Source organism: Shinella sumterensis (genome assembly GCF_004514425.2).
Taxonomy (GTDB): Bacteria; Pseudomonadota; Alphaproteobacteria; order Rhizobiales; family Rhizobiaceae; genus Shinella; species Shinella sumterensis.
This window is the reverse complement of record NZ_MYFN02000006.1, coordinates 128,870-145,073: the sequence shown is the minus strand read 5'-3', so window position 1 is coordinate 145,073 and position 16,204 is coordinate 128,870. Positions and strand designations below refer to the sequence as shown.

The 16,204-nt window shown below is 64.9% G+C and carries 12 protein-coding genes; 5 read left to right on the top strand and 7 right to left on the bottom strand.

Annotated elements, in window-relative coordinates; translation table 11 throughout:
- Nucleotides 1–2 precede the first annotated feature (2 nt).
- Both B5M41_RS13345 and lpxB read left to right on the top strand, forming a co-directional pair.
- Complete coding sequence (locus B5M41_RS13345; protein WP_134649147.1) at nucleotides 3–881, top strand: LpxI family protein; 879 nt, start codon at nucleotides 3–5, stop codon at nucleotides 879–881.
- Entirely contained in the window at nucleotides 878–2,056 is a 1,179-nt protein-coding gene (gene lpxB / locus B5M41_RS13340) for a lipid-A-disaccharide synthase (RefSeq protein ID WP_134649148.1), read from the top strand. The genes B5M41_RS13345 and lpxB overlap by 4 nt, the downstream gene beginning before the upstream one ends.
- A 29-nt stretch (nucleotides 2,057–2,085) precedes the next feature.
- Here lpxB and gltA read toward each other — a convergent pair whose 3' ends face one another.
- Nucleotides 2,086–3,375 carry a citrate synthase gene (gltA, locus tag B5M41_RS13335; protein WP_134649149.1) on the bottom strand — a complete coding sequence of 430 codons (1,290 nt, stop codon included), beginning with the start codon at nucleotides 3,373–3,375 and terminating at the stop codon, nucleotides 2,086–2,088.
- A gap of 307 nt (nucleotides 3,376–3,682) precedes the next feature.
- Here gltA and B5M41_RS13330 point away from each other — a divergent pair, with 307 nt between their 5' ends.
- Nucleotides 3,683–6,202: a ComEC/Rec2 family competence protein gene (locus tag B5M41_RS13330; protein WP_230640082.1), complete on the top strand. Its 2,520-nt coding sequence runs from the start codon at nucleotides 3,683–3,685 to the stop codon at nucleotides 6,200–6,202.
- 207 nt (nucleotides 6,203–6,409) lie between these two features.
- Here B5M41_RS13330 and lexA read toward each other — a convergent pair whose 3' ends face one another.
- The 6 genes from lexA to B5M41_RS13300 all read right to left on the bottom strand — a co-directional run bounded on the left by lexA (nucleotide 6,410) and on the right by B5M41_RS13300 (nucleotide 12,694).
- Entirely contained in the window at nucleotides 6,410–7,132 is a 723-nt protein-coding gene (gene lexA / locus B5M41_RS13325) for a transcriptional repressor LexA (protein WP_134649150.1), read from the bottom strand.
- Nucleotides 7,133–7,225: 93 nt separating this feature from the next.
- Entirely contained in the window at nucleotides 7,226–8,449 is a 1,224-nt protein-coding gene (locus B5M41_RS13320) for a molybdopterin molybdotransferase MoeA (protein ID WP_134649151.1), read from the bottom strand.
- The gene (gene moaC, locus B5M41_RS13315; protein ID WP_134649246.1) at nucleotides 8,449–8,943 is read right to left on the bottom strand and encodes a cyclic pyranopterin monophosphate synthase MoaC; all 495 of its coding nucleotides are present in this window, start codon (nucleotides 8,941–8,943) and stop codon (nucleotides 8,449–8,451) included. The genes B5M41_RS13320 and moaC overlap by 1 nt, the downstream gene beginning before the upstream one ends.
- Nucleotides 8,943–9,758, bottom strand: a complete 816-nt coding sequence (gene trpC, locus B5M41_RS13310) for an indole-3-glycerol phosphate synthase TrpC (protein ID WP_134649152.1) — start codon at nucleotides 9,756–9,758, stop codon at nucleotides 8,943–8,945. The genes moaC and trpC overlap by 1 nt, the downstream gene beginning before the upstream one ends.
- 8 nt (nucleotides 9,759–9,766) lie before the next feature.
- Nucleotides 9,767–10,789, bottom strand: coding sequence for an anthranilate phosphoribosyltransferase (trpD, locus tag B5M41_RS13305; protein WP_134649153.1), 1,023 nt, complete (start codon nucleotides 10,787–10,789; stop codon nucleotides 9,767–9,769).
- A gap of 15 nt (nucleotides 10,790–10,804) precedes the next feature.
- Nucleotides 10,805–12,694: a peptidylprolyl isomerase gene (locus B5M41_RS13300; RefSeq protein ID WP_134649154.1), complete on the bottom strand. Its 1,890-nt coding sequence runs from the start codon at nucleotides 12,692–12,694 to the stop codon at nucleotides 10,805–10,807.
- 282 nt (nucleotides 12,695–12,976) lie between these two features.
- Here B5M41_RS13300 and B5M41_RS13295 point away from each other — a divergent pair, with 282 nt between their 5' ends.
- The gene (locus B5M41_RS13295; protein WP_134649155.1) at nucleotides 12,977–14,623 is read left to right on the top strand and encodes a Na/Pi cotransporter family protein; all 1,647 of its coding nucleotides are present in this window, start codon (nucleotides 12,977–12,979) and stop codon (nucleotides 14,621–14,623) included.
- A gap of 78 nt (nucleotides 14,624–14,701) precedes the next feature.
- Entirely contained in the window at nucleotides 14,702–16,081 is a 1,380-nt protein-coding gene (glmU, locus tag B5M41_RS13290) for a bifunctional UDP-N-acetylglucosamine diphosphorylase/glucosamine-1-phosphate N-acetyltransferase GlmU (protein WP_134649156.1), read from the top strand.
- The last annotated feature ends 123 nt before the right edge of the window (nucleotides 16,082–16,204 follow it).

The window sequence follows — 16,204 nt, the reverse complement described above, 5'->3', positions numbered from 1 at the left end:
CCATGAGGGACAGCCGGCCCGATATCCGTGACCGGCTCGCCATCATCGCAGGTGGCGGTCTTCTTCCCCGTTACGTCGCCGAGGCGGCGCGCGCGCGTGGTGAGGTGCCGTACATTCTCGCCTTGCGCAACGAGTCCGGCGATGACTGGTCGGATTTCGATCACGAGATCATTTCCATCGGAAACTATGCCGGCATCGGCGGGGCCTTTCGCCGGCACGGCATCGGACGGGCGGTGCTGTCGGGCTGGGTGCGCCGCAGGCCGGAATGGCGCGATATCCATGCCCCGTTGCGTATGCTGCTGGCTGTTCCCTCGGTGGTGCGTACCCTGCTGAAAGGCGGCGATGACGCGGTTCTGAGGATGGTCATCCGCCTGATCGAGGCCGAGGGCGTACGTGTCGTCGGCGCGCACGAGATCGTGCCCGATCTCCTCGGCTGCGAGGGGCCGCTCGGCCAGGTCGTGCCGGATCGTGATGCCGAGGCGGATATTGCCGCGGCCACCGCCGCAGCGCAGGCGCTCGGCCGTCTGGATGTGGGGCAGGGCGCCGTCGCCGTCGGCGGTCGGGTGGTGGCGCTCGAAGGTGCCGAGGGCACGGATGGCATGCTGGAGCGCGTCGCAGCATTGCGTGCAGCCGGACGCATCTCGCAACGCCGCAAGGGCGTTCTGGTCAAGCTCTGCAAGCCGGGACAGGATATGCGGGCCGATCTTCCCGCCATCGGCGTGGAAACACTGTCGCGCGCCCGCGCCGCGGGCCTTGCCGGTATTGCTGTGGAGGCGGGTCGCTCCCTGGTGCTGGAGCGGGATGCGATCGTTGCCGAGGCGGATGCACACGGCCTCTTCGTAACGGGGATCGTGCCGGACAGAAGGGAAAAGACGCCATGACGAAGGGCCCCCTCAAGATCGCCGTCGTCGCCGGCGAGGTCTCGGGCGACATGCTCGGCGGCGATCTCGTCGCCGCCCTGCGTTCCGCCTATCCCGGCGATATCGAAATCATGGGCGTCGGTGGCCCGGCGCTGGAGGGGCAGGGGCTGAAATCCCTGTTCGACTTCTCCGAACTCTCCATCATGGGCATTTCACAGGTGTTGAAGCGGCTGCCGCTGCTGCTGCGCCGTATTCGCCAGACGGCGGATGCCATCGTCGCGGCGCAGCCGGATGTGCTCGTGATCATCGACAGCCCGGATTTCACCCACCGCGTTGCAAAGCGTGTGCGCAAGGCGAGGCCCGCTCTGCCCGTCGTCAACTATGTCTGCCCCAGCGTTTGGGCTTGGAAGGAACAGCGCGCGCCGCGCATGCGCGGCTATGTCGACCGGGTCCTGGCGCTGCTGCCCTTCGAACCCGACGTCATGCAGCGGCTGGGCGGCCCCGTGACGACTTATGTGGGCCACCGCTTGGTAAGCGATGCCGATATCGGCCGGATACGCGCAGCACGGCTTGTGCGGCCCGAAACGCCGCCGGGCGAACGCCGGTGCCTTCTTTTGCCCGGTTCGCGCAGCACCGAAATCACCCGCCTCCTTCCGATTTTCGGTGAAACGGCGAGGATATTGGCTGAGCGCAATCCTGGTATCGGTTTTCTCCTGCCCACCGTTCCGCGTCAGGAGGCGCTGGTGCGCCGCCTGACGGCCGATTGGCCGGTCAGGCCTGTCATCACCGTGACACCGGAAGAGAAATGGCAGGCCTTCATCGAGGCGGACGCCGCCATCGCCGCCTCCGGGACCGTCATCCTGGAGCTCGCGCTGGCGTGTGTGCCGGTGCTTTCCACCTATCGGTTCGACTGGCTGGCCAACTTCTTCGTGGGCCGCCTCAAGATCTGGACGGCGGCCATTCCCAACATGATCGCCGACTACGGCGTCGTGCCCGAGTTTCTCAACGAGCAGGTCCGTCCCGGCACGCTCGCCCGCGGCTTCGAGCGGCTCGCCGCCGACACGACCGAGCGCCGGGCGATGCTGGAGGGCTACGATCTCGTTCTGGAGCGCATGCAGACCGTCCGGCCGCCCGGAGAAACCGGTGCTGCCGTCATTCTGAACCTTCTTGCAGAAAAAAAGCCCGGTCAGTTCTGACCGGGCTTTTTCATGTCGTCCTTGCTGGATCAGCGCTTGGAAACCGGCGTGTAATCACGCTTCGGCTCGCCGATATAGAGCTGGCGCGGGCGGCCGATGCGCTGTTCGGGATCCTCGATCATCTCGTTCCACTGGGCAATCCAGCCCACGGTGCGGGCAAGCGCGAAGAGAACGGTGAACATCGTGGTGGGGAAGCCCAGCGCCTTCAGCGTGATGCCCGAATAGAAGTCGATGTTCGGATAGAGCTTCTTTTCGATGAAGTACTCGTCCGTCAGAGCGATACGCTCCAGCTCCATGGCGACTTCGAGCATCGGATCGTCCTTGATGCCGAGTTCACCGAGAACCTCATGCGTCGTCTTCTGCATGATGCGCGCACGCGGATCATAGTTCTTGTAGACGCGGTGGCCAAAGCCCATCAGGCGGAACGGATCGTTCTTGTCCTTGGCACGCGCGACATATTCCGGAATGCGATCGACCGAGCCGATCTCGGCCAGCATGTTGAGCGCTGCTTCGTTCGCGCCGCCATGGGCCGGGCCCCACAGGCAGGCGATGCCGGCCGCGATGCAGGCGAACGGGTTGGCGCCCGAGGAGCCGGCGAGGCGAACCGTCGAGGTCGACGCGTTCTGCTCGTGATCGGCATGCAGGATGAAGATGCGATCCATGGCGCGCGAAAGCACCGGATTGACCACATATTCCTCACAGGGAACCGCAAAACACATGCGCAGGAAATTCGACGCGTAGTCGAGGTCGTTCTTCGGATAAACGAAGGGCTGGCCGATATGGTACTTGTAGGCCATCGCCGCAATCGTCGGCATCTTGGCGATCATGCGCAGCGAGGCGACCATGCGCTGGTGCGGATCGGTTATATCCGTCGAGTCGTGGTAGAAGGCCGACAATGCGCCGACGCAGCCGCACATCACGGCCATCGGGTGGGCATCGCGACGGAAGCCGGTGAAGAAGCGGCTCATCTGCTCGTGCACCATCGTGTGGTGCGTGACGCGATGGTCGAAGTCGTCCTTCTGGGCCTTCGTCGGCAGATCGCCGTACAGCAGGAGATAGCAGACTTCGAGGAAGTCGCCGTGTTCCGCCAGCTGTTCGATCGGGTAGCCGCGGTGCAGCAGCACGCCTTCATCGCCGTCGATATAGGTAATCTTCGATTCGCACGAGGCCGTGGAGGTGAAGCCGGGATCGTAGGTGAAGGTACCCGTGTTCTTGTAGAGCGTGCCGATGTCGATCACATCGGGGCCGATCGTCCCGGATCGCGTCGGCAGCTCGATTGTCTTGCCACCGACCGATACGTCCGCGCCTTTTCCTGTCATAACGATCCTCCGTTGTTTCGAATGGCGGCATCCGGTTGTACCGGCGCCACGAACATGCCCGTTTTGCTAGCCCATTTGCGATGTCCTGCCAAGCGATACGAAAGGCAAATTGTGCATTGCGGTAACAGGCTTTCCGGCAACGCAATATCTACCCTTTGAGCGAAGTTGCAAGCAACTATTGAGGGTGGTCGGAAAATTGCGGAGGGCGCATCCTTTCTGCCTGCCTTATCATCGGCTTCATCTACTTTCGATTGAATGTTGCACCGATCGATTGCATGATGCGGCGGGGACAGCGAGGCCGGGGCGCATGGCCGGAACGGAAATCGCAGAGCGGGAGCGGGCCGCGAAGGCCTATAAGTGGGATGTCCCGCCAGGCGATGGCGCGGTGCCCGCCGCGTTCGACGATGCTGCTGCGCCGGCCGGGAAAGCCGCATCGTGGTACAGCGAGGCTTTGGCCTGGCTCCGGACGCGCCGCGCCGTCGGTGAAAGCCTGTCGGAGGCGCTGGTCGAAGAGCGCAGCCATGGGCATTTCTTCCTGTTCGTGCCGGTCTTCCTGGGAATAGGCGCGGCTCTCTGGTTTGCCGCCGGGGTGGATCCGCCAGTCTATGCCATGGTCCTGGGGGCCATCGCCGCCGCGGTACCCGCCTGGCGGCTTCGCCATCGCGAGGATCTGGGTGCGATCCTGGCGGGCGGCGCGTTCCTCGTTCCGATCGGCATGCTTCTCGCGGCGCTCGAAAGCGCACGGCTTGACACCGTCATTCTCGACACGCCCGTGACGACCATGATCGAGGGCCGGGTGCTGGCGCGCGAAAGCGGTGCGGGCAACGCGATCCGGTATCGCATCGCACTGGAAAAGACGCGCGAGCCGGTCCTGAAACGCGCGCCGCAGGTTGTCACGCTGCTGGCGCGAAGCCGTCACGATCCCATTGCCATCGGCCACGGCATATCCGGCCGGGCGCGTCTTGGGCCACCCTCGGGCCCCGCCCTGGCCGGCCTCAACGACTTCGCCTTTGACGCATACTTCGCCGGCACGGGCGCCATCGGTTATTTCTACGGTGCGCCGGTCGCAATCGAGGCCGCTCCGGCCAGCTGGAGCGATCGCATATCGCAGGGGATCGCGATATGGCGAAACAACCTCACCGAGCATATCCGCGGACGCATCGGGGGCGACGCGGGTGCGATCGCCGCGGCACTGGTGACGGCGGAACAGCGGGCGATCAGCGAGGAGACGGTGGAGGCGCTCCGCCAGGCCGGGCTCGCTCATGTCCTGGCCATTTCCGGTCTCAATATGGTGCTCGCGGCCGGCACGTTCCTTGTCGGCGCGCGCATGCTGATGGCGCTCATACCGGGCTTTGCCGAACGCTTTCCCACCCGCAAGATTGCGGCGGGCGGTGCGCTCGTCATGGTCACGCTTTACATTCTCGTGTCGGGCGGCGCGATCTCGGCCGTCCGGTCCTGGATCATGATCTGCGTGATGTTGATCGCCGTGCTCTTCGGCCGCTCCGCCATCAGTATGCGCAATGTGGCGCTGTCGGCCATCATCATCCTCGCCGTCACGCCCTCCGCCATCACCAACCCCGGCTTTCAGATGTCCTACGCCGCAACGCTCGGTCTCGTCGCCGGTTATGCGGCGTGGCGCGAGCGGCCTGTGCGCAAGGAGGGCAAAGGCGGCGCGTTGCGCCTGACCGGCGGCGCGGCCGGGCGCTTCTTCGGCGGACTTCTGCTGTCATCGGCGATCGGAAGCCTATCGACGCTGATCTACTCCATCGGCCACTTTCACCGTGTGCCGGCCTACGGCCTTGCCGGCAACCTGCTTGCCATGCCGGCGATCAGCGCGATCGTCATGCCCTTCGGCCTCATCGCCGTCCTGCTCATGCCCTTCGGGCTGGATGCCGTTCCTTTTGCCATCATGGGCAAGGGCATCGAATGGATGATCGCGCTGGCGGTCTGGGTTTCGAGCTGGAAGGGCGGGGATATCGTCACGGGCCGCATCCCCATGTCCGCCTTCCTGCTGATCGGTGTCGGCGGCGGGCTTCTCTGTATCCTGCGCACGCGGCTGCGGCATGCCGGGACGGTTTTCATCGTCGCCGGTGCACTGGTGGCCCTTTGGCCGTCTGCGCGCGGGAAGCCGGAATTGCTCATCTCCGAAGACGGTCGTCTGGTTGCGATCCTGCGCGGCGATGCGGTCGCCACGAACCGCGCCAAGCCGCCAGGTTTCATCTACGACCAGTGGCGCCGTGCCTTGCGGCTCGGCGACCTGACCAAGCCGGACATGCGAAAGACCGCCGGCCTGCTGCTGGCGGAACCGGCGACGAAGAAGGCTGCTGCCGAGACTGAGAGGAAACGACCGCGCCGCAAGGCGGACAGGAAGAAGGCGAAGGACGCGATGACGGAGGCTATCGCGGCGGCACGACAGGCGCAAACGTTCGTCTGCGAGGCGAAGGCCTTCTGTGCTGCCGTTTCCCCCAGCGGCTGGACGATCGTCACGCTTCAGGATATGGCCTTTCTGGGCACGGCCTGCGACACGGCCGATCTCGTCGTCGTACCCTTCGCCCTGCGGCTGGACAACTGCCGCTCGGGTGCGAGGCTTGTGACCGCGCGTCATCTGCGCCGAACGGGGGCTTTGGAAATCACGCCGCCGCTCGACGATCCCGCCGCAAGCCTCGGCGGCGCGACCAACATGCCGGCCGTGGAAACCGTGGTGCGCGCCTGGTCACGGCACCGCACCTATGACTGGCGCAGCGATACATTCGAAACGGCAGCCGCAGCGCCGCCGGCAGAGATTGAAACCAACGAGGCCGATCGCTCGCCGCCGCACCTCCCGTGAAGCCAATCAAGCGGCAAGCTTCCCGGTTGGCAGCGATCGTAGAGGTTGGCAGCGATCTTAGAAAAGGCCGACTGACAGGAGGCAATCACAACCGCAGAGCACCGGGCGAAGCGAGGGGAGCCTTAACCTGCCACGATCCATCATACCCGAACTGTGCGTTCCACACCCAATACGACGCTCACGACCCGCTATGCTGTCCAACGCCGCTCAGTGATACCGTCGGATAAGCCCGACGAGCTTGCCCTGGATCTTGACTCGGTCGGGGCCGAAGATCCGGGTCTCATAAGCCGGGTTCGCGGCTTCAAGTGCGATGGACGCGCCCTTGCGGCGGAAGCGCTTCAGCGTCGCCTCTTCGTCATCGACGAGAGCAACGATGATTTCACCGGGATTGGCGGTGCTGGCATTGCGGATGATGACCGTGTCGCCATCGAGAATGCCGGCCTCGATCATCGAATCGCCCTTGACCTCCAGCGCATAGTGATCGCCGTTGCCGATCATTTCGGCCGGGACGGTGATCTCGTGCGTGTTGTTCTGGATGGCCGAGATCGGAACACCGGCGGCGATACGGCCCATGACCGGAACGGACACGGACGACGACATGGTCGTCTGCGGTGCCACGGGTTTGGATGGCGTCACGGCGGGGGGCTGCTTGCCGAGGCTGCCTTCGATGACCGACGGCGAAAATCCGCGGCGCGGCTGGAGGCTTGGCGAATAGGCCTCCGGAAGCTTGATCACCTCGAGCGCGCGGGCCCGATTCGGCAGGCGGCGGATGAAGCCCCGTTCCTCGAGCGCCGTGATGAGGCGGTGGATGCCCGACTTCGAGGCAAGATCCAGTGCATCCTTCATCTCGTCGAAAGACGGAGGAATGCCGGATTCCTTCATACGCTCGTGAATGAACAGGAGCAGTTCCTGTTGTTTGCGCGTCAGCATGGCCTCTCCAGCGAGAATCGTGAAACAAATCCAGAACAGACACTATCCGTTCCACATGTGTTCCGCAAGGGCCTGCGGGCACAATAATACCGTTCAGGCTGCCGGTTCCCTGAGAACGAGGACGTCGCAGAGCGCGCCGGGTTCCTCTGCCGGCGCATGCGGCGGGCGGATCAGCAACCCTTCGGATTCGGCGAAGATCTTCATCATCGATGAATCCTGCTTTTCGAAGGGCGTGACCAAGAGACCGCCGTCCGAGCCGCGCTGAAGTCGCGCACGAATGTAATCCTGCCGGCGGTCGTTCTGCTTGAGCGGCACGGCGGCGGCGGCCTGGCGCAGCCGGTTCATCGCGGGCAGGCGCGCGAGTTTGCGGACCAGCGGCTCCAGATAGAGATAGGAACAGACAAGGCTGGAGACGGGATTGCCGGGCAGGCCGACCACCTGGATATCGCCGAGGCGGCCGACCATCAGCGGCTTGCCCGGGCGCATGGCGATGCGCCAGAAATCCAATGCCATGCCGGCCTCGCCGAGCACGGGCTGAACGAGATCGAAATCGCCGACGGATGCGCCACCGAGCGTCACCAGCACGTCGATGTCCGTTTCCAGTGCCCGGCGCACGGCATCCAATATGGCCTGCTTGTCGTCTCTCACGATGCCCAGGTCTATCACCTCTGCGCCGGCTTCGCGCGCGATGGCCGCGACGCCGAAGCTGTTGGAGGCGATGATCTGGCTTGCACCGGGCGTTTCTCCCGGCGGCACGAGTTCGTCGCCCGTCGCAAGGATCGCGACCCGCGGGCGCGCATAGACGGACAGGTTTGGGTGGTTCATGGCTGCCGCAACGGTCAGCCGGCCGGCATCCAGCACCTGGCCGGCTTTCAGCACAACCTCGCCCGCTGTGAAATCCTGCCCCCGCGGGCGGATATGGCGGCCCTTCGGCGTGAGGAACGTCGTGCGGATACGGTTGTCTTCGAGGCGCTCGGTGTCCTCCTGAAGGATGACCGTATCGGCGAAGGCCGGGAGCGGCGCGCCGGTGAAGATGCGCACCGCTTCCCCCGGGCCGGCCGTGCCGTCGAAAGCGTGACCGGCGGAGGACAGGCCGGCGACCCTGAGAACCGATCCGATCTCCGCGATGTCGGCATGGCGGACGGCATAACCGTCCATCGCCGAATTGTCGAAAGGCGGCTGGGTGAGGCGGGCGGCGACATCGTCGGCCAGCACGCGTCCTGCGGCGCCGTGGAGCCGGACGCTCTCCGTCCGCTGCAGCGGCCTGGCCGCGGACAGCAGGCGGTCGAGGGCGTCGGCAACGGGAAGAAGGGACATCAGCCGTCCCTGCGCTTGTAGTCGCCGGAACGGCCGCCGGATTTTTCGACGAGGCGAATGCCGCCGATTTCCATCTCGCGGTCGACCGCCTTTGCCATGTCATAGATGGTCAGGCACGCGACGCTGACGGCGGTCAGCGCCTCCATCTCCACGCCGGTACGGCCGGTGAGCTTGGCCATGGCCTCGATGCGCAGGCCGGGCAGGGCGTGGTCCTCGCGGATTTCCACGGAAACCTTGCTGAGCATCAGCGGGTGGCAGAGCGGAATGAGGCTGGACGTCTGCTTGGCGGCCATGATGCCGGCGAGGCGCGCCGTGCCGATGACGTCGCCCTTCTTCGCATCGCCCTTGAGAATGAGGTCGAGCGTAGCGGGCAGCATACGCACGAAACCTTCCGCCACGGCTATCCGCACGGTTTCCGCCTTGTCGCCGACATCGACCATATGGGCTTCGCCGGCGGCGTCGATATGGGTGAGGGTGCGGGCGTCGTCGCCCATCATTCCGCCGCCAGCATGTCGGCGGAGCCGGTCAGCAGTTCGTGCGTTGCCGCCGTGACGTCATCCTTGCGCATCAGGCTTTCGCCGACGAGGAAGGTGGAGATGCCGACCTTGGCGAGGCGCTGGCAATCGGCATGGGTAAACACGCCGCTTTCGCCCACGAGCAGCCGGTCCTCGGGCACCATGCCGGCCAGCTTTTCAGAAACGGCGAGATCGACCGCGAAGGTGCGCAGGTTGCGGTTGTTGATGCCGACGAGCTTGGATTTCAGCTTGAGAGCGCGCTCCATTTCCGCTTCGTCATGCACCTCGATCAGGACATCCATGCCGAGCGAAAAGGCGGAGTCTTCCAGCATCTTCGCCGTGTCGTCGTCGAGAGAGGCCATGATGAGCAGGATGCAGTCGGCACCCCAGGCGCGCGCTTCCAGCATCTGGTAGCTGTCGAACATGAAGTCCTTGCGCAGCGCCGGCAGTGCACAGGCGTCGCGCGCGGCCGTCAGGAATTCCGGCGCGCCCTGAAAACTCGGCGTGTCGGTCAGCACGGAAAGGCAGGCCGCACCGCCGGCCTCATAGGCCCTGGCAAGCGCCGGCGGATCGAAATCCGGGCGGATGAGGCCCTTGGAAGGGCTGGCCTTCTTGATTTCCGCAATCAGGCCGAACTGACCTTGTGCCTTCTTGCTCTTTAGACTGGCAAAGAAACCGCGCGGCGGTTCCTGGTCGCGGATGCGGGCGCGAAGCTCGGCCGGTGCCACGCGCGCCTTGGCGGCGGCGATTTCGTCCAGCTTGTAGGCTTCGATCTTCTTCAGGATATCGGTCATGAGCAATCCTAACCCGCCGCGGCTTCGTTGGAAACCGTGACGAGTCGTTCCAGGGCAGCACGTGCGCGGCCGCTTTCGAGCGATTCGGTGGCGAGTTTCATGCCGTCCGCCAGCGTTTCGGCCTTGCCGGCGACGACGAGCGAGGCGGCGGCATTGGCGAGCGAGATGTCACGATAGGGCATGTGCGCGCCGCCGAGCACGGAGAGCAGGGCCGCGGCATTGTGCGCGCCGTCACCGCCGCGCAGATCGTCGAGCGTCACCTGCGGCAGCCCGAAATCGGCGGGCGTCAGTTCGAAGGTACGGATCTTTCCGCCTTCCAGGGCCGCGACCTGGGTGGTGCCGGTCGTCGTGATCTCGTCCAGCCCTTCGCCGTGCACGACCCACAGGCTTTCCGAACCGAGATCGCGCATGACTTCGGCCAGCGGCAGCAGCCACTGGGGAGAGAAGACACCGAGCAACTGGCGCTTCACGCCGCCGGGATTGGAAAGCGGGCCGAGCAGGTTGAAGATCGTGCGCGTTCCCAGTTCGACGCGGGAGGGGCCGACATGCTTCATCGCCGGATGATGCAGCTGGGCGAACATGAAGCCGAGGCCGGCATCGTGCACGCACCGCGCAATATCGGCCGGACCGATATCGAGCTTTACGCCGAGGCAGGAGAGGGCGTCCGCCGTGCCCGATTTGGAGCTGAGCGCGCGGTTGCCGTGCTTGGCGACATGCACGCCCGCGCCCGCCACGATGATCGCCGCGAGCGTCGAGATGTTGTAGGTGCCGGCGCCATCGCCGCCCGTGCCGACGATGTCGATCGCATCGGCCGGCACGTCCACCGGCAGCATGCGCGCCCGCATCGAACCGACTGCGCCATAGATCTCGTCCACGGTCTCGCCACGCACGCGCAGCGCCATGAGGAAACCGCCGATCTGCGATGGCGTGGCCGCGCCCGACATGATGATCTCGAACGCGCCGCGCGCTTCCTCGCGGTCAAGGGAGGCGCCGGCGGCGACCTTGGCGATATAGGGTTTCAGGTCGGACATGCGGCTGCGTCTCCCTCAGCGCGTGATGCTCTGTTCGGCGAGCGTCCGGTTGATGGAGACGCCATAGGAGGTCTGCAGCGCGCTGACCATCTGGTCGAGGATGTCGTCGCCGCTGACCCGGGCAACGGCCGCGATCTGCTGCGCGTCATCGGACAGCGCGTCGGTGGTCGCGTCGGTATTGACCTCGGTCACCTTCAGAAGGATCTGGCCTTCACCGTCGACGCCGGGCGTGTTGGCGACGTGGCCGACCGGGCCGCCGAAAGCAGCGGCAACGGCCGGCGGGCTCAGGACGGCATCCTGCGCGCCGCGATGCAGGCCCGCCTTCGTCTCGACGACCATGCCGAGTTCGGCCGCGATCGCGGCGAGATCGCCGCCCTTGCGCACGCGCTCGGCCAGCTCTTCGGCCTTCTTGCCGAGCGCCTGGCGCTGCTGTTCTGCCGTCCAGTCGGCGACGACGCGGTCGCGGACCTCGTCCAGCGTGCGGTCGCGCTCCGGCACGATATCGAGCACTTCGAACCAGGCGTAGCCCTCGCGGCCGATATTGACCGGCGACGTCTCCATGCCGACATCGGTCTTGAAGACCTCGCCGATCAGCGCGGCCTTTTCCGGAATGCCGGTGATCTCTTCGCCCTTGTCGTCATTGCCCTGCGCATCGGCGGCCTCGACCGTCACGGCCTTGAGGTTGTTCTTGGCAGCGGCTTCCGCCAGCGTCATGCCATCGGCGCGGCTGTCCTCGATGCGGTCGTGCACGGCGAGGATGCCCTGGGCCGCCTCGTTGAGTGCAAGCTCGTTGCGCAGGTCTTCCTTGACCTCGTCGAAGCTCTTGACGGTTTCCGGGCGGATGTTCGTGACTCGCAGGATGATCGGGCCGAACGTGCCGTCGATGACAGGCGTCGTGCCGCCATCGGCGGCCACCGCGAAGGCGGGCGCGGCAAGCTTCTGGTCAGGCACGCTGGCTTCCGTGAAGTCGCCGAGCAGAACGTCTGCGGCTGTCTTGCCTTCTTCGGCGATGAGGGCGTCGAAGGTCGTGCCGGCTGCCAGCTTGGCGGCGGCAGCGTCGGCCGCTGCACGGTCGGCGAAGCTCAGCTGTTCGATGGTGCGCGTCGCAGGGGTGCGGTACTTGGCGACGTTCTTGTCGTAATCGGCCTTCACCGCTTCATCGGTAATGGCCGCCGTGTCCATGATGTCCTTCGGCTCGAGCGAGACGTAGACGAATTTGCGGTATTCAGGCGCGCGGTACTTTGCCTTGTTTTCTTCGAACCACGGCGCCAGCACGTCGTCGCCCGGCGCCTTGACCGGATCGATATTGGCATTGGTCAGGATGAGGTAATCGATCGAGCGGGCCTCGCCGCGGTACTGGCGCAGCGCTTCGAGAAGCGTTTCAGGCGCCTTGTAGCCATCCGAGACCGCCTCGACGACCTGCGTGCGGATCGCGACCTGGCTGCGGTTGTTGATATAGTCGTTTTCGCGCAGGCCTGCATTGCGCAGGATGGCGGAGAAGGCGGTGCGATCGAACTGGCCGTTGACGCCGCGGAAGGCCGGATCGTCGGCGATCAGCTGCGCAAGGCGGCCTTCGGACAGGCCGAGATTCATGTCGCGCGACAGCTGGTCGAGGGCCGCACCGGCGACGAGCTCGGCAAAGACCTGGTTCTCGACACCAAAGGCGCGGGCCTGCTCGGCGTTCAGCCGCATGCCGAAGCGCTGCGACATCGTGGCGACCTGCCGCTCATAGGCAAGGCGGAAATCGGTCGGCGAAACCTTGACGTCGCCGACGGTGACGACGGCATTGGACGCGCCTGTGACGATCGAGCTCGAAACGCCCCATATCGCAAAGGAACCGACCAGAACGATCAGCAGGGCTTTTGCCACCCAGGTCTGGGCGGCGCGTCTCAGGGCTTCGAGCATCGTCTATATTTCCTCATCTCGGCGGCCATGCGGCCGGAGAACGTCTCATAACGGAAAGTTCTCGGGAAATGAAGTCCGCGGACTTCTGCAATTCCAGGCAAAATCGACCGATGGCGCAAATCGGCGCGACACTGTCGATATTCTTCGCCGGCAAAATAAAATTTCCTGAAATTATTAGCGGATTCAGGCCGGATTGCGCTGTCATAATCGAAAGATTCGTGTTCGGATGCATGATCGGTCCGGCTATTCCCGCAATCCCCGGGCTGCAAGGAGACGGAAGACGTGGAATCCACGATCGTCATGATCAACCTTTTCGGCGCCGTCGCGCTGCTTCTCTTCGGCCTCGCTCTGGTCAAGGACGGCATGACGCGGGCGTTCGGCGTCAAGCTGCGCTCGGGGCTGGCGCTCGGCACGCGCGGTCCCTTCCGCTCGTTCTTCGCCGGTTTCGTGGCAACCGTCGCGCTGCAGAGTTCGACAGCGACGGCATTGATGATCGCCTCCTTTGTCGAGAAGAACCTGGTTCGCGCGCGCATGGCCCAGATCGTGCTGCTCGGCGCCAATGTCGGCACCGCCGTCACGGCCTGGCTGGTTGCGACCGGGATAGAGTCGATCTCGCCGCTGATCATTCTCGTCGGCGTCATATTCTACAAATCCACGGGATCGACGGCGCGGCAGGGCCTGGGATCGGCGCTCGTCGGCATCGGCCTCATGCTGCTGTCGCTCCATCTTCTCAGCCTTGCGACGGAGCCGATGCGCCAGTCGCCGGCGCTCGCGGCTTTCCTGACGCTGCTGGATGGTGCATGGCCCGCGGCGCTCGCGTTCTCCACCGTGCTCGCGATCATTTCCTCCTCCAGCCTTGCGGTCGTCGTGCTCATCCTGTCGCTGGCGGCGATGGGCATCCTGTCGCCGGCACTGACGGTTATCCTCGTGCTGGGCGCCAATCTCGGCGGCGCCGTGCCGCCGGTCATCGCGACGCTGCGGGCTGCCGCCTCCGCACGGCGCGTGACGCTCGGGAACCTGCTGGTGCGCGGCGCGGGATGCCTCGTCGTCCTGCCGTTCGCCGGTCAGGTGGCGGATCTGCTTGCGCTGCTGCCCGTGCCGGCCGCCAAGTTGCCGGTGGACGTGCACCTTGCCTTCAACCTCGTCGTGGCGCTGGTGCTCTGGCCGCTGTCCGGACCGCTCTCGCGGCTGATGGAAAAGCTGGTGCCGGATGACAAGCCGGAGGAAAGCGGGCCGAAATATCTGGAGGATTCCGCGCTCTCCAGCCCGGTTGTCGCGCTGTCGGGCGCGACCCGCGAGGTGCTGCGTGTCGGCGACCTGATCGAGGCCATGCTGATCCGCACCATGCGCGCCTTCAACGATAACAATCTGGCGCCGCTCAAGGATATCGGCGATCTGGAGCGGCAGGTCGACGGCCTCCAGCAGGAGGTGAAGATATACCTTTCCCGGCTCGGTCGTCAGGGTGTCGACGGCGAGTGCGCGGCGCGGTCGATCGTCATCATCGACTATGCAATCAATCTGGAACATGTCGGCGATATCATCGAGAAGGGATTGCAGGACCAGGTCCGCAAGAAGGTCGTCAACGGCCTGAAATTCTCCGAGGACGGCTACAAGGAACTGGCCAATCTCTTTAATCTGACCATCGAGAACCTGCGCATCGCCCAGACCATCTTCGTGACGCGCGATTCCGCGCTGGCGCGCCAGTTGGTCGAGGTCAAGGTCGATGTGCGCCGCATGGAAAAGCAGTCTTCCGAACGCCATCTGGAGCGCCTGCGCGACGGCCGTCTCGACAGCCTCCAGACGAGCTCGCTGCATCTCGACATGCTGCGCGACCTCAAGCGCGTCAACGCGCACCTCGTTTCGGTCGCCTATCCGATCCTGGATGAAAACGGATTGCTGACGGAAAGCCGCCTGCGCAGCACCAGCTGATCGTGCGAAATCCTTTTGTGTCTTCTCACCGCTTTTTGCTAAGGAACGCCATCGAAGACGCCTGAACGAGGGATTCCCATGACCGCAGACCGGACGAAGCGCACTTGCCTGGCCGTCATCCTGGCCGCCGGCGAAAGCACGAGGATGAAGTCCTCGAAGTCCAAGGTGCTGCATCCGGTCGCCAACCGCCCGATGATCGCCCATGTCGTTGACGCGCTCGCGCGGGCCGGGATCGCCGATATCGCGCTGGTGCTGGGCCGCGACGCGGAAAAGGTCGAGGCCGCGGCGAAGAACGCGGCGGTTAAAAGCACCGTGCATATCCAGACGGAGCGCCTCGGCACGGCACATGCCGTGCTGGCCGCCCGCGAGGCGATCGCACGCGGTTATGACGACCTGCTCGTCGTCTTCGGCGATACCCCGCTCATCACCGAAGCGCCGTTGATCGCGGCCCGGGAAGGGCTGGCCGACGGGGCCGATGTCGTCGTCATCGGTTTCGAGACCGCCGATCCGACGGGCTACGGCCGCCTCATCGTGGAAAACGGCGAATTGCTGGCGATCCGCGAACACAAGGATGCAACCGAAACCGAACGCGCCATCACCTATTGCAACGGCGGCCTGATGGCGATCGACGGTCGCAAGGCGCTCGACCTGATCGGCCGCATCGGCAATGAAAACGCCAAGGGTGAGTACTATCTGACCGATATCGTGGAAGTCGCGCGTGCGTCCGGTGGCCGCGCCATCGCAGTGGCGGCGCCCGAGGAGGAACTGACCGGCTGCAACACGCGCGCCGAGCTTGCCGTCATCGAGCGGCTTTGGCAGCAGCGCCGCCGCCACGCCATGATGATCGAGGGCGTTTCGATGATCGCACCCGAAACGGTCTTCCTTTCCTATGACACCGAGATCGGCCGCGATGCGACCATCGAACCGAACGTCGTCTTCGGTCCGGGCGTGACGGTGGAGAGCGGCGCGGTCATCCATTCCTTCTCGCATCTCGAAGGCGCGCATGTCGGCGCGGATGCAGAGATCGGCCCCTATGCGCGCCTGCGGCCCGGCGCGAAGCTGGGAGATGGCTCCAAGGTCGGCAATTTCACCGAGATCAAGAAGGCCGAGGTCGGCGCGGGCGCCAAGGTCAATCACCTCAGCTATATCGGTGACGCCTTTATCGGCGCGCACACCAATGTCGGTGCCGGCACGATCACCTGTAACTATGACGGCATCAACAAGCACATCACGCGCATCGGTTCGGATGCCTTCATCGGCTCCAACACGTCGCTCGTCGCGCCCGTGACGGTCGGCAACGGTGCCTATATCGCATCGGGCAGCGTCATCACCGCCGACGTGCCTGACGACGCTGTCGCCTTCGGCCGTGCGCGCCAGGAAAACAAGGAGGGCAGGGCCGTTCTGATCCGCGAGCGCAACCAGGCGATCAAGGACGCGAAGAAGAAGGACGCCCGCTGATGCGCATGTGGGCGCGCCCACATTAACGATTGCAATCGAAAGTGAGTGCGCGTCTGTTGCGCCGCGACGAAAAAACACTACGACAAGCGCAATCGAAGCATCTCTAGAACGCGGAGCGGGGCC

Bases quoted from the DNA above. Each gene is read 5' to 3' on its own strand.
- B5M41_RS13345 (WP_134649147.1), top strand. From the start codon at position 3: ATGAGGGACAGCCGGCCCGATATCCGTGACCGGCTCGCCATCATCGCA.
- lpxB (WP_134649148.1), top strand. From the start codon at position 878: ATGACGAAGGGCCCCCTCAAGATCGCCGTCGTCGCCGGCGAGGTCTCG.
- gltA (WP_134649149.1), bottom strand. From the start codon at position 3,375: ATGACAGGAAAAGGCGCGGACGTATCGGTCGGTGGCAAGACAATCGAG.
- B5M41_RS13330 (WP_230640082.1), top strand. From the start codon at position 3,683: ATGGCCGGAACGGAAATCGCAGAGCGGGAGCGGGCCGCGAAGGCCTAT.
- lexA (WP_134649150.1), bottom strand. From the start codon at position 7,132: ATGCTGACGCGCAAACAACAGGAACTGCTCCTGTTCATTCACGAGCGT.
- B5M41_RS13320 (WP_134649151.1), bottom strand. From the start codon at position 8,449: ATGTCCCTTCTTCCCGTTGCCGACGCCCTCGACCGCCTGCTGTCCGCG.
- moaC (WP_134649246.1), bottom strand. From the start codon at position 8,943: ATGGGCGACGACGCCCGCACCCTCACCCATATCGACGCCGCCGGCGAA.
- trpC (WP_134649152.1), bottom strand. From the start codon at position 9,758: ATGACCGATATCCTGAAGAAGATCGAAGCCTACAAGCTGGACGAAATC.
- trpD (WP_134649153.1), bottom strand. From the start codon at position 10,789: ATGTCCGACCTGAAACCCTATATCGCCAAGGTCGCCGCCGGCGCCTCC.
- B5M41_RS13300 (WP_134649154.1), bottom strand. From the start codon at position 12,694: ATGCTCGAAGCCCTGAGACGCGCCGCCCAGACCTGGGTGGCAAAAGCC.
- glmU (WP_134649156.1), top strand. From the start codon at position 14,702: ATGACCGCAGACCGGACGAAGCGCACTTGCCTGGCCGTCATCCTGGCC.